Source organism: Ellagibacter sp., assembly GCF_048412355.1.
Taxonomy (GTDB): Bacteria; Actinomycetota; Coriobacteriia; order Coriobacteriales; family Eggerthellaceae; genus Ellagibacter.
Window position 1 is genome coordinate 1 of record NZ_DBFSAP010000033.1, and the last position, 14,205, is coordinate 14,205.

The 14,205-nt window shown below is 61.1% G+C and carries 10 protein-coding genes; 8 read left to right on the forward strand and 2 right to left on the reverse strand.

Going from position 1 to position 14,205, the window contains the following annotated elements:
• Positions 1 to 249: 249 nt before the first annotated feature.
• On the reverse strand, positions 250 to 522 hold the full coding sequence (locus ACMRQN_RS04045) for a hypothetical protein (RefSeq protein WP_418733930.1): 273 nt from the start codon (positions 520 to 522) through the stop codon (positions 250 to 252).
• A 300-nt stretch (positions 523 to 822) separates the two neighbouring features.
• On the opposite strand from ACMRQN_RS04045, the gene ACMRQN_RS04050 reads away from it, so the two are divergent.
• The 3 genes from ACMRQN_RS04050 (at position 823) to ACMRQN_RS04060 (ending at position 3,645) form a co-directional block, all read left to right on the forward strand.
• Positions 823 to 1,845 carry a DUF5692 family protein gene (locus ACMRQN_RS04050; RefSeq protein WP_418733931.1) on the forward strand — a complete coding sequence of 341 codons (1,023 nt, stop codon included), beginning with the start codon at positions 823 to 825 and terminating at the stop codon, positions 1,843 to 1,845.
• Between the two features lie 75 nt (positions 1,846 to 1,920).
• Entirely contained in the window at positions 1,921 to 2,880 is a 960-nt protein-coding gene (locus tag ACMRQN_RS04055) for a DUF5692 family protein (protein WP_418733932.1), read from the forward strand.
• A 90-nt stretch (positions 2,881 to 2,970) separates the two neighbouring features.
• On the forward strand, positions 2,971 to 3,645 hold the full coding sequence (locus tag ACMRQN_RS04060; protein ID WP_418733933.1) for a TetR/AcrR family transcriptional regulator: 675 nt from the start codon (positions 2,971 to 2,973) through the stop codon (positions 3,643 to 3,645).
• A 4-nt stretch (positions 3,646 to 3,649) separates the two neighbouring features.
• Here the strand turns inward: ACMRQN_RS04060 and ACMRQN_RS04065 are convergent, their stop codons facing one another.
• Entirely contained in the window at positions 3,650 to 4,189 is a 540-nt protein-coding gene (locus ACMRQN_RS04065; RefSeq protein ID WP_418733934.1) for a GNAT family N-acetyltransferase, read from the reverse strand.
• Between the two features lie 356 nt (positions 4,190 to 4,545).
• On the opposite strand from ACMRQN_RS04065, the gene ACMRQN_RS04070 reads away from it, so the two are divergent.
• The 5 genes from ACMRQN_RS04070 (at position 4,546) to ACMRQN_RS04090 (ending at position 14,063) form a co-directional block, all read left to right on the forward strand.
• A complete protein-coding gene (locus ACMRQN_RS04070; protein ID WP_330032901.1) occupies positions 4,546 to 5,961 on the forward strand; it encodes an alpha-isopropylmalate synthase regulatory domain-containing protein in 1,416 nt (471 codons plus the stop codon).
• Positions 5,961 to 8,453, forward strand: coding sequence for an AMP-binding protein (locus ACMRQN_RS04075; RefSeq protein WP_418733935.1), 2,493 nt, complete (start codon positions 5,961 to 5,963; stop codon positions 8,451 to 8,453). Before ACMRQN_RS04070 ends, ACMRQN_RS04075 begins: the two co-directional genes overlap by 1 nt.
• 87 nt (positions 8,454 to 8,540) lie before the next feature.
• Positions 8,541 to 12,134, forward strand: a complete 3,594-nt coding sequence (gene nifJ / locus ACMRQN_RS04080) for a pyruvate:ferredoxin (flavodoxin) oxidoreductase (RefSeq protein WP_418733936.1) — start codon at positions 8,541 to 8,543, stop codon at positions 12,132 to 12,134.
• A gap of 532 nt (positions 12,135 to 12,666) precedes the next feature.
• The gene (locus tag ACMRQN_RS04085; RefSeq protein ID WP_418733937.1) at positions 12,667 to 13,257 is read left to right on the forward strand and encodes a ClpP family protease; all 591 of its coding nucleotides are present in this window, start codon (positions 12,667 to 12,669) and stop codon (positions 13,255 to 13,257) included.
• 152 nt (positions 13,258 to 13,409) lie between these two features.
• A complete protein-coding gene (locus ACMRQN_RS04090) occupies positions 13,410 to 14,063 on the forward strand; it encodes a type IV secretory system conjugative DNA transfer family protein (RefSeq protein ID WP_418733938.1) in 654 nt (217 codons plus the stop codon).
• The last annotated feature ends 142 nt before the right edge of the window (positions 14,064 to 14,205 follow it).

Genomic DNA, 14,205 nt, shown 5'->3' on the forward strand with positions numbered 1-14,205 from the left:
GAATAGAGGGGCACGGAGGCCGTGCATATGAGCCTTTCCTGTTGCTCTGCAGGGGAAATGCACTGCCTCGACGCTCCTTTTCGCCCAACGACATGGGCGAACTATATCATGCCTGCGCTTGCAAGTCCACGCGTCGCTGCGGTTCGCGCTGCAAACAAGATGCGCCCCCGAGCGCGCGAGAACGCTCGGGGGCGCATCTTGTTTGTGCGTGCGAGGGCGCGGGGCACGAAGCTTCCCGGCGCGCCTGGGTTAGTTCATGCGCTCGAACACGAGGTTGCACACGGTTCGATCGCCGCCGCCGATGCCGGTGGAGCCTGCCGTCGACTGAGCGAACGTGTGAAGGCGATATCCTTCAGCGTACTGCTGGTTGCAAAGCTCCTCGATTTCGGCGAAGTTTTTCGATCCTTTGCCGACGAACTTCTCCCTCAGGACGACCTGCATAACGCGATATTGGCCTGTTCCGATGTTGATTTTCCCAGCCTCGTCGTTAAAGCTGCCCATGACGTTGTCCATGAATCCCATTTCAGTCTCCTATCGTTGGTCGGCCCCAGCTAGGCTGGCCTTTACATGCAAAATAATACCAACGAGCTCGGCACCCCCATGTCTCAAAAGAGGGACATTAGAAGACCTACTGGCCAATGGCGGGCAGCAGTCGGCTTCCCAGTTTTGACGAATCAAGGTGCAAACGTCAAACCAACGAGAAAACTCCTTGCTACACTTCGCGCTAAAGAGGCAAATCGCCCAGGTGAAGGGCCTTCTCGGTCATGTTAAAACCCCTTCAGAGCGGTTTGCCGGTGCACAGGAGGAGAAAGGGGAGATGCCATGTTCTTCTACGAGCCGCTTTCTGCGACGGCGATTGTGAGCGTTTTGCTTTATCTGGTGTTCTTGATCGGTATGAACGAGCTGTCGCGCTTGAACAAGTGGGTTGGCGCGGTCATCTTCATTGCCCTGCCGCTCGTTTTGACCATTTTCGTTTGGCCCCACACTGCGGTCGAGGGCACAGGTGCCGGCACCTGGTTCCAGTGGGTGAAGACCTACTCGTGTTTGGCCGGAGCAATCTTAGGCTGGCTGATCGTGTACTTCCCCCTGTTCCAGAAAAAGTACATCGTCTGCATTCCGCCCATCATCTTCGCCGTCAACATCCTCGAAGCGTGTATCCGCGACTTCCAGCTCACGGGCGTCAACGGCATCGTGGACGGTTACATGGTGGTCGGCGGCCCGTGGAACGTCATGAACGGCATTGCGGGAATCTTGAACGCCATCTGCATCTGCGGCTTTTTCGGCATTATCGTCAGCCGCGGCAAGAAGAAGGACTACGTATGGCCCGATCAGCTGTGGTTCTGGATCATCGGCTACGACCTGTGGAACTTCGCCTACACCTACAACAGCGTCTCCGACCGCTCCATGTACTGCGGCCTGGTGCTTCTTGCGGCGTGCACCATTCCCGCGTTCTTCATCAAGCGCGGCGCATACGCCCAGCATCGCGTCCGCACGCTTGCCGTGAACATGATTGTCACCATGACGATTCCCTGGTTCTTCTTGCATCCTGCGTTCGTGGTCCACTCAACGAACAATCCTGCGGCGCACATGACCATCTCCGCCATCGCCCTTGCGTTCAATGCGTGCGTGTTCATCTACCAGGCATACACGATTTTCGGGAAGAAGCGCAACCCCTTCAAGCAGGAGCTCTACATCGACAACCCGCGCTTCCGCAGGGTGTATCTCGAGAGCATCGACGTTCCGGACGACCAGCGCGAGGCTGCCTTGGCCAATCTTGAAGAGTTCGGCTACGAGGCCGCTTGGGATGAGAAGGGCCGCGTCAAGACCATGGTTACGCGCCCGTAGCGCTATGAGAACTTGCGCCGCCGCATGTGTTTAGGGAAAGACGCGGCGGCGTGCCTTTCGACAGAAGGAGGACCCATGGGCATTTTGTACCAGGCATCCGACCCTATGGTATGGGCAATCTGGCTGTTCGTCGTGTTCGCCCTGATGGCATTCAACGAGTTCGGACGCACAAGCGTATGGGGCGGCGTGGCTCTGTTCGTCGTCGCCCCCGTCGTGTTCACCATTTTCGTGTGGCCCCACACGGCGGCGCCCGGCAACGAGTATGGCACGGGCAACTGGTTCAACTGGGCTAAAACCTACTCGGCGCTGGCCGGGTGCGTCGGCTTCATGGCGCTGAGGTTCGTGAAGTGGCGCGGCGCCGACGGCCGCGTGCGCCATCTGTACGAAAAGCGCTGGGCGCTGTGCTTCCCGCCGCTCATCTTGGCTATCAACATCTGCGAAGCTGTGGTGCGCGATGTGCAGATGTTCTCCTACGGGCTGTGGGATGGCGCCGTCGTCGACCACGTATGGATGATATCGGGCCCCTGGAACATCATGAACGCCATCGCGGGCATCCTGAACATCATCACCATCTGCGGCTGGTTCGGAATCTTCATCTCGAAGGACAAGTCGCGCGACATGATCTGGCCCGATATGCTGTGGATGTGGATCATCGCCTACGACCTGTGGAACTTCGCCTACACCTACAATTGCATGTCCGACCATTCCACGTACACTGGCCTGGCGCTGCTCATCGCTTGCACCGTGCCCACGTTTTTCACCAAGCGCGGCGCCTGGTTGCAGCATCGCGCGCAGACGCTGACGCTCTACGCGATGTTCGCTATGGCGCTTCCGCAGTTCTACACCTTTGCGGAAATCCCCACGACGCACAACCCTACGGCGTTCTTTGTCGTGAGCCTGATCGCCCTTGCCTCCAATGTGGCCCTCGCCGCTTACCAGTTCCATCGAATCCGCGTGCTCAAGCTCAACCCGTTGAAAGACGAGCTCTATAATGACACCAAGAAGTATCAGGAGGTCGTCGACGAAAACCGTTGATGCGAGGAACTGACTCTCGCGAATCGCAGCGAGCAAGGCGGCCCCGATGTTGGCGAAGGAGCCGCCATGGTCGCAAGGAGAGGCGACTCGATGCCAGAATTTACCTCTGACCTGCCGCATCATGTGACGCGACAGGTCAGGAAGAGCATGAGGCTGGAAGGAACCGCTGGCGACATCATGCTGGCGGCGCGCGAACTCTACGAAGCGCAGGGCGTGACGGCGACCAGCATGGCTGCCATCGCGCGCAAGGCCGGTGTGACCCGCAGCCTCGTGTACTACTATTTTCCCGACAAGCAGGCCGTGACCGACGCCGTGATCGATGATTACCTCGAGGACGTGGTCGAGAGCGTATCGACTTGGAACGAGCTGCGCGCCTTTGGCGACACGCCCTCGGAGCTGAAGAACTGCGTCGCGGCGTTTCGCCGCACGCTCTACACCGCCGACGGCACCCCCCGCCCTCTGATCGGCGTGCTTGAAGAGTTGGGGATGCGCGACCGATTCGCAACGCGAGCTGTGCGTGAATGTGTCGCGTGCATCCAAGACTATATCGTCTCCGAGTACCTTGCTTACCGAACCATCGAGATCGAGCTGGTTCCCGAGACCTTTGGGCTTCTCCTGTTCGGCATTGTAGGCATGATGAAAGCGAAGCCCGACATCACCGACGAGGAGCTTGCGACGCTCATCGCGCAGACTCTTCGCCTCGATATGACGGTGATGAACCCGCCGCCGTGGCGCGAGCACCCCGATACCCCTGAAGAACGTTAGGAACCTATAGGGGACTCCATTTCTCCCGACTCAGATACGTGAAGTGTTCGATGCGCACATCGCCGATCAGAGGGCAATCGACGCCTTCCTCGGTATGATGGAAGGCGAACCCGCACTTCTCCTGGACGCGCTTTGACTTCTCGTTGCCGTCGTAGTAGCCGCACCAAAGTGCCGTGCAGCCAAGGTCCTCGAAAGCATGCCGTTGAATTTCGCGAACCGCCTCCGGGATGTAGCCGCGGCCCCAGAACGGGACGCCGATCCAAAAACCTATCTCCATCTCCGTAGGCGGCGCGGCGACCTGGGTCTGCTCAGGCGGGATGAGGCCGATGCTTCCGATGGCGCGCCTGTCCTCTTTTAGACACACCGCGTACGTCTCCTCGGCGGAAAAGACATCGCGGATGATCTCTCGGCTGTTCTCGACGCTCGTATGAACGGGCCACCCCGCGATAGGACCGACCTCTGGGTCGCTGGCATAGCGGTAGAGATCTTCGGCATCGGATTCCCTCCAAGGGCGCAAGAGCAATCTCTCGGTTTCAAGCATCATCGGTTATCCCTCGCTTTCTTCAGTCATGAGCTTTTTCATCTTGCCCCCTTACCTTGAAGAGCTCCCCCCTGAGCTGCTCAAGGATATCGTAGCAGCGATTCGACTCGGCGTGTGACGGCGCAAACCGCGAGCGCGTCCTTTTCGAGCAGGATGAGGTTGAGGTTGAGTTCCGCAGAAACGCAGAAGCGAATCGGCGTTTACCGCTAAAATTGGCAGTTTTTATCGCTTGCTTGCGCATGAGGTGCGAGAATGCAAACTTTAGCGCTAAGGTAGGTGTTTGAGTGCCCGCGAGCGCTTCGGTTGGGATTGCCGCAGGCACTTCCTAGGGAACGATTGGTATAAGTCAGGAGTCGTACATGAGAGACATACGCGTCAGTGACATCACGATGAGGGAAGCAGCTGCCTCGAAGGCGCTTTCCCTATCCTTCAAGGAAAAGCTTGAAATCGTGAAGATACTCGACCGTATTGGTGTCGCCGCCATCGAGGTCGAGGGTATCGAGTCCTCAAAGGTGGACAGCCTGCGAATCAAGTCGATCGCCTCCCTGGTGAAGAACAGCACGCTCGCCGTTCCGGTGAAGATGGACGATGAGAGCATCGAGGCGGTTTGGAGCGCCGCGAAGGGCGCGCAGCGCGTCCGCCTGCAGGTCGAGGCTGCGGTGAGCCCTTCCACCATGGAATACATCCAGTGCAAGAAGGCAGACGCGCTCATCGACGACGCCGCCCGCGCCGTTGCCAAGTGCGCCGAGCTCACCGACGACGTCGAGTTCGTCGCCATCGACGCCACCCGCACTGACGTTGCCTATCTGGCGAAGGTCATCGAGGCCGTCACCCGCGCCGGCGCCAAGACTGTGACCGTGTGCGACGCCGCGGGCTCCATGCTGCCTGAGGAGTTCGCCCAGTTTATCGGCGACCTTTTCAAGGCTGCTCCCCAACTTGCCGAAATCGATCTGGGTATTTCGTGCTGCAATAATCTCAATATGGCGGACGCCTGCGCCGTTGCCGGCGTCATGGCAGGCGCTTCCCTGGTCAAGGCGACGTCCTACCCCATGGGCGTTGTCGCGCTCGACAACGTAGCGAGAATCCTCGCCGCGAAGTCCGATACACTGGACGCCCAGTGCCACGTCCGCGTGACCGAGCTCAAGCGCGCCATGAACCAGGTCGCACGCCTGTGCTGCGAGGACCGCTCCAAGGCGGCCCAGTTCACCGGCTCCGTTTCCGAGGCAGTCGAGGGGGTCGTGCTCACCGCTGGCGACGACCAGGACACCGTCATGCAGTATGTCGAGCGTCTGGGCTATAGCCTCTCCGACGAGGACGCCGCTGCGGTGTTCGAGGCTTTCAAGAAGATCGCTGCCAATAAGGAGCGCGTGGGTGCGACCGAGCTCGACGCCATCGTGGCATCCGCTGCCCTGCAGGTGCCTCCCACCTATATCCTCGAGGGCTATGTCATCAACGCCGGTTTGAGCTTCAAGGCGACCTCCCACATCTCCCTGCGCAAGGACGGCGAGGTCATCGAGGCGGTTTCCCTCGGCGATGGCCCCATCGACTCCTCCTTCAAGTCCATCGAGTCGGTCGTGGGCAAGCACTACGAGCTCGACGACTTCCGCATCCAGGCGGTCACCGAGGGCCGCGAGGCCATGGGCGAGTCCATCGTGAAGCTCATCGCCGACGGCAAGGTCTATTCCGGTCGCGGCATCTCCACCGACATCGTGGAGTCCAGCATCCGCGCCTACATCAACGCGCTCAACAAGATCGCTTACGAGGAGCAGAACTAATGAAGCTTTCCTTTTCCACCCGCGGTTGGGCCGACCACTCTTGGGACGAGCTCGTGAGCACCGCGCTCGAGATGGATTTTTCCGGCATCGAGATTCACAACCCCATCATCAACGCCGTTTTCACCGGCAAAGGTGGCCCGCTTGAGCGCTACAACACCCAGGCAACCGCTCGCGCGCTGCGCGACAAGGGGCTGTGCATCCCCGCGCTCGATTCCTCCGTCGACATCTCGGCGGGCAAGGAGCAGGTCCAGGCCGCCAAAGACCTTATCGACCTCGCTGCCGCTGCCGGTGTCGAGCGGGTCGTCGTCGTGGCGCAAAACGATGATGAGGACGCTATCCATGCCGCACTGGCGGAGCTTGTGCCCTATGCGGAAGCCAGCGACGTCGTCTTGCTGATCGAGTCGAGCGGCATCTTCTCCAGCACCACGCGCATGGCGGGCATCATGGACCGCTACGCCAGCGACTATTTGGGAACCTTGTGGGATGTCCACAACGTCTACCGCACAGGCGGCGAGACCCCCGCACAGACGGTCAAGAACTTAGGTGCCTACATCAAACACGTGCACATGCGCGATTCCGACGACGACGGCAGCTTCAACCTGGTCGGCGAGGGAACGCTGCCCATCGACGAGGTAGTGCGCGCGCTGTCCTCCATCGACTACGACGGCTACGTGTCGCTGGAGTGGGATCCCGCGTGGATGCCCGACCTCACCGACATGGAGGTCATCTTCCCGCACTTCGTGAACTACATGGAGCGCTTCGAGGACACCCGCGGCAAGCGCCGCACGCTCTACCTCAACCACGACGGCACAGGTGAGTACGTGTGGAAGAAAGACGAGCTCATCGACTTGACCTTCCCGCAAGTGCTCGACAAGATGGTCGAATGCTTCCCCGATCAGTACTGTTTTAAGTACACGACGCTCGACTACACGCGCACCTACGAGGAGTTCCGAGACGACGTCGACACGTTCGCCCGCGCGCTTGTCTCCATGGGCGTGAAGGCTGGCAGCAAGGTCGCCATCTGGGCCACCAACGTGCCTGCTTGGTACATCACCTTCTGGGCGGCCACCAAGATCGGCGCCGTACTCGTCACGGTGAACACCGCCTACAAGATCCACGAGGCCGAGTACCTGCTGCGTCAGTCCGACACGCACACGCTCGTCATGGTCGAGAGCGCCCTGGATTCCAACTACCGCCAGATCATCAATGAGCTGTGCCCCGAGATTGCCGAGGCCAAACCCGGCGAGCAGCTGCACTGCAAGAAGCTTCCCTTCCTGCGCAACGTCGTGACCGTCGGCTTCGAGATGCCTGGCTGCCTCACCTTCGATGAGGCCATGGAGCGCTCCGATCTTGTGCCGTTGGAGAAGATCCAGCGCATGGCCGCCGATGTTCGCCCCGACGACGTCTGCAACATGCAGTACACCTCCGGCACCACAGGATTCCCCAAGGGCGTCATGCTCACGCACCGCAACGTCGTGAACGACGGCAAGTGCATCGGCGACCGCATGGGCCTGTCCACCGCGGACCGCTTCATGATTCACGTGCCCATGTTCCACTGCTTTGGCATGACCCTGTCGATGACCTCGTCCATGACGCACGGCGCGACCTTGTGCCCGATGCCCTACTTCAGCGCCAAGGCGTCGCTGCACTGCATCACGCAGGAGAAGATCACCGCCTTCAACGGCGTTCCCACGATGTTCATCGCGATGTTCAACCACGAGGACTACAAGAAGACCGACTTCAGCCACATGCGCACGGGCATTATGGCCGGAGCCGGCTGCCCGCCCGAGCTCATGAAGCGCGCCGCACAGCCCGACGAGATGAACATGACCGGCATCGTGTCGGTCTACGGCCAGACCGAATCGGCTCCGGGTTCCACGATGAGCGCCTGGACCGACCCGCTCGACCTGCGCACGGAGACCGTCGGTTACGCGTTCCCGCACGTCCAGTGCAAGATTATCGACCCGGAGACCGGCGAAGAGCTGCCCAACGGCGAGGTTGGGGAATTCTGCTCGCGCGGCTACAACATCATGAAGGGCTACTACAAGATGCCCGACGCCACCTTCAAGACGGTGGACGAGGACGGCTGGCTGCATTCTGGCGACCTGCTCATGCGCGACGATCGCGGCTGTTTCGTGGCCACTGGCCGCCTAAAGGACATGATCATCCGCGGCGGCGAGAACATCTACCCCAAGGAAATCGAGGACTTCGTCATCACACACCCCAAGGTGAGCGACTGCCAGGTCGTGGGCGTGCCCGACAAGAAGTACGGCGAGGAGGCCATGGCCTGCATCATCCTCATGGAGGGCGAGTCCATGACCGAGGCCGAGATCCGCGAGTTCATGATGAGCAACATTGCGCGTCATAAGGTGCCTCGCTACATCAGGTTCGTGGACTCCTTCCCCATGAACGCGGCAGGCAAGATCCTCAAGTACAAGATGAGGGAAGCCGCCGTTCAGGAACTGGGGCTTCAGGATCTCGCGAAGAAGTAACCTGTATCGAGAACGACCGTTTTGCGGGGGCCGTCATGCGCGCCCCCGCTTGCGTTTGGCACCATTGTCGGGGAGAGGGACTTTAAGATGAGCAATTACGTAACGGTTGACGGCAACGAGGCTGCGGCCCATGTCGCCTACGACTTCACCGAGGTGGCGGCGATCTACCCCATCACGCCGTCTTCGCCCATGGCCGAGCACACCGATCGCTGGAGCGCCCAGGGCCGCCTGAACATGTTCGGCCAGCGCGTGCAGCTGACCGAGATGCAGTCCGAGGCGGGCGCGATCGGGGCCATCCACGGCGTGCTGCAGGCAGGAGGCCTGGGCACGAGCTTCACCTCGAGCCAGGGCCTCATGCTTATGATACCTGTGCTCTACCGCATCGCCGGCGAGCGCCTGCCAGGTGTCTTGCATGTGGCGAGCCGCACGGTGGGCACGCACGCCATGAGCATCTTCGGTGACCACTCCGATGTCATGGCATGCCGCGACACCGGCTTTGCGCAGCTCAGCTCGGGAAGCGTTCAGGAAGCGGCCGACATGGCGGCCGTTGCGCACCTCGCCGCTGTGAAGGGCAGCGTCCCGTTCATGCACTTCTTCGACGGTTTCCGTACCTCACATGAGCTCTCGCGCATCGACATGCCCGACACCAAGGAGCTCACCGCGCTCATGGACACCGAGGCGCTCGAGCGCTTCAGGGCGCGCGCCCTGAACCCCGAGCACCCTATGCTGCGCGCCACCGTACAGAACGGCGACGTGTACTTCCAGGTGCGCGAGGCGAACAACACCGCCTACGACGAGCTGGCCGACGTGGTCGAGGGCGTCATGGCGCAGGTCGCCAGCGTGACAGGCCGCGAGCACCACGTGTTCGACTACTACGGCGCGCCCGACGCGACCGACGTCGTGGTCGCGATGGGCAGCGTCTCGGGCACCGCGCAGGAGGCATGCGACTATTTGAACGCGAAGGCCCAGGCTGCGGGAACGAACACGCGCTACGGTTTCTTGCAGGTGCACCTCTATCGTCCCTTCTCGGCGAAGCACTTCCTGGGCGCCTTGCCCGAAAGCGTAAAGCGCATCGCGGTGCTTGACCGTTGCAAGTGCATGGGCTCGGCCGGCGAGCCGCTCTTCCTGGACGTCTCGAGCGTTATCGCGAACAGCGAGCGCGCGGGCAAGGTGACGGTCATTGGCGGGCGCTACGGGCTTTCCTCCAAGGACACCGACACTGCTCAGATCGTCGCAGTGTTTAGGAACCTTGCATCACCCGAGCCGAAGCGCGATTTCACCATCGGCATCAACGACGACGTGACCAACCTGTCGCTTCCCGTCCGTCCGCTCGATGACATCAAGGACGCCGACACCTACAGCTGCAAGTTCTGGGGCTTAGGCGGCGACGGCACGGTGGGCGCCAACCACAACACCATCCGCATCTTGGGCGACTGCGCCGACCTGTTCGCGCAGGCGTATTTCGAGTACGACTCCAAGAAGTCCTTCGGCGTGACCAAGTCGCACTTGCGCCTGTCGAAAAAACCTATCCGCAGCACGTATTACGTGAAACGCGCCGATTTCGTCGCCTGCCACAATCAGAGCTACGTGCGACAGTACGACATGGTGCAGGAGGTGAAGCCGGGCGGTACGTTCCTTTTGAACACGGGCTGGACGGCCGAGGAGCTTGACGCCAACCTGCCCGGAGCGATGAAGCGCTACATCGCTCAGAACGGCATCCACCTGTTCGCCGTCGACGCGGTCGAGATCGCGCACCGCGTGGGTCTGGGCAGCCACATCAACACCGTGCTCCAGGCGGCGTTCTTCAAGATTTCAGGGCTCATGCCGGTCGAGCAAGCCCTCGACTATATGAAGGACGCGGCGCGGAAGACCTACGCGCGCAAGGGAGACGCTGTGGTGGCAAGCAACGTGGCCGCCATCGAGGAGGGCGCCCAGAGGTGCGTGGAGGTCTCGGTCCCTGCGAGCTGGGCAAATGCCGAACTTGACGAGCTTGGTGGCGACGAGGGTCTGCCAGCTGTGGTCACGAGCATCCTGCGTCCCGTGAACGCCCAGAAAGGCGACGAGCTCCCCGTGAGCGTGTTTGCGGGCTACGAGGACGGCGTCATCGACATGGGTCTCACCGCTTTCGAGAAGCGTGGCATCGCTGTCACGACGCCCACGTGGAAGGCCGACGCCTGCATCCAGTGCAATCGCTGCGCCTTCGTGTGCCCCCACGCCGCGATCCGTCCCTACCTGGTGAGCGAGGAGGAGGCCGCCACCGCCCCCGCCGGGTTCGAGACCGTCGCGCTCAAGGGCGGCAAGAACCTGCCCAATGGCATGCGCTTCACCCTCCAAGTGAGTCAGTTCGACTGCACGAGCTGCGGCAGCTGCGCCGACGTGTGCCCGGCAGACGCGCTTTCCATGGAGCCCGCCAAGTTCACCGACGCGAGCCGCACGCTGTGGGAATACGGCCTGCAGCTTGCCGACAAGGGCAGCGTGTTCGATCCCTATTCGGTCAAGGGCTCGCAGTTCAAACAGCCGCTCCTCGAGTTCTCCGCTGCTTGTGCGGGCTGCGGCGAGACACCCTACGCCAAGCTTCTCACCCAGCTGTTCGGCGACCGCGTGTACTGGGCAAATGCCACAGGCTGCTCGCAGGCCTGGGGCGCGCCCTTCCCCGGCATCCCCTACACCGTGAACAAGCGCGGGTTCGGCCCTGCGTGGACCAACAGCCTTTTCGAGAACAACGCCGAGCTATCGTTAGGTCTCTACCTGGGCTCGACTCAGCAGCGCGTGGCCGAGAAGGCGCGTGTCAAGAAGCTTCTGCAGGTGCTCACGTGCGGCCTGGAGAACCCGAAGGAAGGCAAAGGCGACGCACCCGAGCCCGCCGCCATGGAAAAGGTCAAGGCTGCGTGCGAGTCCTATCTCGCCGCTTTCGACGACTTCGACGCCTCGCGCGCGGCCTCCGATACGCTCGTGGCAGCAATCGAGGCTTCGGCAGGTTCGCTCACCAACAGCGCCAAGAAGGTGTGCGAGGAGGTCCTCAAGTTCAAAGATCAGCTGGCTAAGAAGACGTTTTGGATGTTCGGCGGCGACGGTTGGGCATACGACATCGGCTTCGGTGGGCTCGACCACGTGGTTGCGAGCGGTGCTAACGTGAATGTCCTCGTGGTCGACACCGAGGTTTACTCCAACACCGGCGGCCAGAGCTCGAAGGCCACGCCCGCGGGCGCCGTCGCGCAGTTCGCGGCGAGCGGCAAGAAGACGGGCAAGAAGGATTTGGGCGCAATCCTTATGAGCTACGGCAACGTCTATGTCGCCCAGGTGGCGATGGGCGCCAACTACAACCAGCTGGTCAAGGCGCTCAAGGAGGCCGAGGAATACGACGGCCCCTCCGTCATCATCGCCTACGCGCCCTGCACCTCGCACGGCCTGAAGTGCGGCATGCACGATGTCCAAGGCGAGATGAAGCGTGCGGTGGAAAGCGGCTACTGGGCGCTGTACCGCTACGACCCGCGCAAGGAGCACCCGATGACTCTGGACTCCAAGGCGCCCACCAGGGACTACTTGGAGTTCGTCGCGGGCGAGAACCGCTACGCCTCGCTCACCAAGACCTTCCCTGAGGAGGCCGAGAGACTCTTCGAGCAGGGCAAAGAGGACGCGCTGCGCCGCTTCGAGCGCTATCGCCGCATGACGCAGGATTAGCCGCAAGCGGGCAGCCGAACGGCGCGAGGGTGCGGCATGTGCTCGCATTCCCCCGCGCTGTGGTTGGCGCTATCAGCGCGTCGCGTTATGGCTAAAACGCCTGATGAGAATACTATTCGAACAAGCGTTCCAATTAATGCTTGCCATTTTGGGGCTTCTTCATCTATACTTTGGAGGCACCCGTTGACGGCTGGTCCGTCTTTTTTATAGGGAGTTCTGGGGGCGGCACCGGCTGCCCTTGCTTCTCGAAGTGTGTCACAGAATTCCCCGTCATACACGGCATGGGGGCGGCACCGGCTGCCTTTGCTTCGAGCGGCTTTACGAGCTGCGGCGTGTTACATGACCGTTCGCAATACCGCAACAACTGAAGATGAGGAAATGTTGAGCAGGAGCGGCATCGCTGAGCCTTCGTGCGCATTCTTTCCCACCATGCAACTTGCATGACGGTGAGCGCTCGTTTGGCGTCGAGCCTTGCATCACCCTGCCCTTAACAACCCTCCGGCGCTTGGCGCCATTCGAAGAAAGGCACGGCATGAGCACTTCGGTCTACCCTCCCCAAATCATCGAGGAAACTAATCTCGGCATTCAGCGTTTCGACATCCGCGACGCGATGCTCGCCTCCCGCGAGCTCGAGCTTTCCGGACCCGTTGACTCGGAATCGGTGGCGGTCATCATTCGCGGGATTCTCTATCTGCAAAAGGTCGACGCAGCGGCACCCATCACGCTTTTCATTAACAGCCCCGGCGGCGAGGTGAGCTCGGGTTTGGCGCTCTACGACGTGATGCAGGCCACGAGCTGCCCCATCCGCACCGTGTGTCTGGGGCTTGCGTCGAGCATGGCAGCGCTGCTGTTCATCGCCGGCGACACGCGCGACATGCTGCCGCACAGCCGCGTGATGGTGCACGATCCGCTCATTTCGGGAGGCGTGGGCGGAAGTGCCCTTTCGGTGAAGGCACGCGCCGACGACCTGATGCGCATTCGCGACATAACGGCACAGGTCATCGCCCAGCATTCGGGAATGGATCTCGAACAGGTCTTCGAGATCACCGCCCGAGACACCTATTTCGAGGCGGAAGACGCGGTGTCGGCGCACCTCGCCGATCGCGTGATAAGCACGCTGTAGCGGCGCCGTGCGAGGGCTTCGAGCCTGCTCGGATAGCGGGCGGGTAAGCTGTGCGCCAGCCGTTCGCTCCCTCGCCCGCCCATCCTTCGCTCGCCCTTCCCCCGCCCGCTCATTCCCCATCCACCGTCAACTCTCAACCTAAGGAGCAGTTTATGAAGGCCACTGAATTCAAAACCATCGTCAAAGATCCCAAGCGAAACCAACTCGCGCAAGCTTTCCCCGCCGCAAAGCCCGAAAGCGAGCCTGCTTGCAACCCGCAGCGAAGAGCCTACCAGGGAGAAACCTTGCTTTCCGCCAACAAATCCGTCAGCTGCGATACATGGCGAAGCGGGCTGAACAACAACGTTCTCGTGCTCGGGTCGTCGGGCGGCGGGAAAACGCGCAATCACGTCAAGCCGAACCTGCTGCAATGCCAAGGGTCCTACATTGTGCTCGATTGCAAAGGCTCCCTCTATCACGAGATGGGCCCTTACCTCAAGGAAAACGGCTACATCGTCGACTGCATTGACTTCAACGCCATGGACGGCACCATCGGATACAACCCGCTCGACCACATTCGCTGGTGCGAGGGCCGGCCGATGCAGCAGGACATCATCTCCATCGCTTCAGCCATCTGCCCTGCTGACGAGCATGCGAGCGACTCCTTTTGGCCGCTTGCTGCGGCGAACTACCTCACGGCCTATATCGCCTACGTGCTCGAGGCCCTGCCCGACGAGGCGCAGAACATGTCGTCGGTAATCCGCATGTTCGAGCTTGCCGTCGCTCGGGCAGTCGACCCGCTCTTCACTGACCTGCAGACGATATGAACAGGACACAGTAAATTGAGAGCCCCTGCTGCATGACTTTCCGTGGATTAGGCCGACAATGGAAGGTGTCTAGTCAACCGTGGCGGCCACGCCGCACTCATGGAAGGGGCTCTCATGATGATGAATGTTACCACGTTCGTAG

Bases quoted from the DNA above. Each gene is read 5' to 3' on its own strand.
- ACMRQN_RS04045 (WP_418733930.1), bottom strand. From the start codon at position 522: ATGGGATTCATGGACAACGTCATGGGCAGCTTTAACGACGAGGCTGGG.
- ACMRQN_RS04050 (WP_418733931.1), top strand. From the start codon at position 823: ATGTTCTTCTACGAGCCGCTTTCTGCGACGGCGATTGTGAGCGTTTTG.
- ACMRQN_RS04055 (WP_418733932.1), top strand. From the start codon at position 1,921: ATGGGCATTTTGTACCAGGCATCCGACCCTATGGTATGGGCAATCTGG.
- ACMRQN_RS04060 (WP_418733933.1), top strand. From the start codon at position 2,971: ATGCCAGAATTTACCTCTGACCTGCCGCATCATGTGACGCGACAGGTC.
- ACMRQN_RS04065 (WP_418733934.1), bottom strand. From the start codon at position 4,189: ATGATGCTTGAAACCGAGAGATTGCTCTTGCGCCCTTGGAGGGAATCC.
- ACMRQN_RS04070 (WP_330032901.1), top strand. From the start codon at position 4,546: ATGAGAGACATACGCGTCAGTGACATCACGATGAGGGAAGCAGCTGCC.
- ACMRQN_RS04075 (WP_418733935.1), top strand. From the start codon at position 5,961: ATGAAGCTTTCCTTTTCCACCCGCGGTTGGGCCGACCACTCTTGGGAC.
- nifJ (WP_418733936.1), top strand. From the start codon at position 8,541: ATGAGCAATTACGTAACGGTTGACGGCAACGAGGCTGCGGCCCATGTC.
- ACMRQN_RS04085 (WP_418733937.1), top strand. From the start codon at position 12,667: ATGAGCACTTCGGTCTACCCTCCCCAAATCATCGAGGAAACTAATCTC.
- ACMRQN_RS04090 (WP_418733938.1), top strand. From the start codon at position 13,410: ATGAAGGCCACTGAATTCAAAACCATCGTCAAAGATCCCAAGCGAAAC.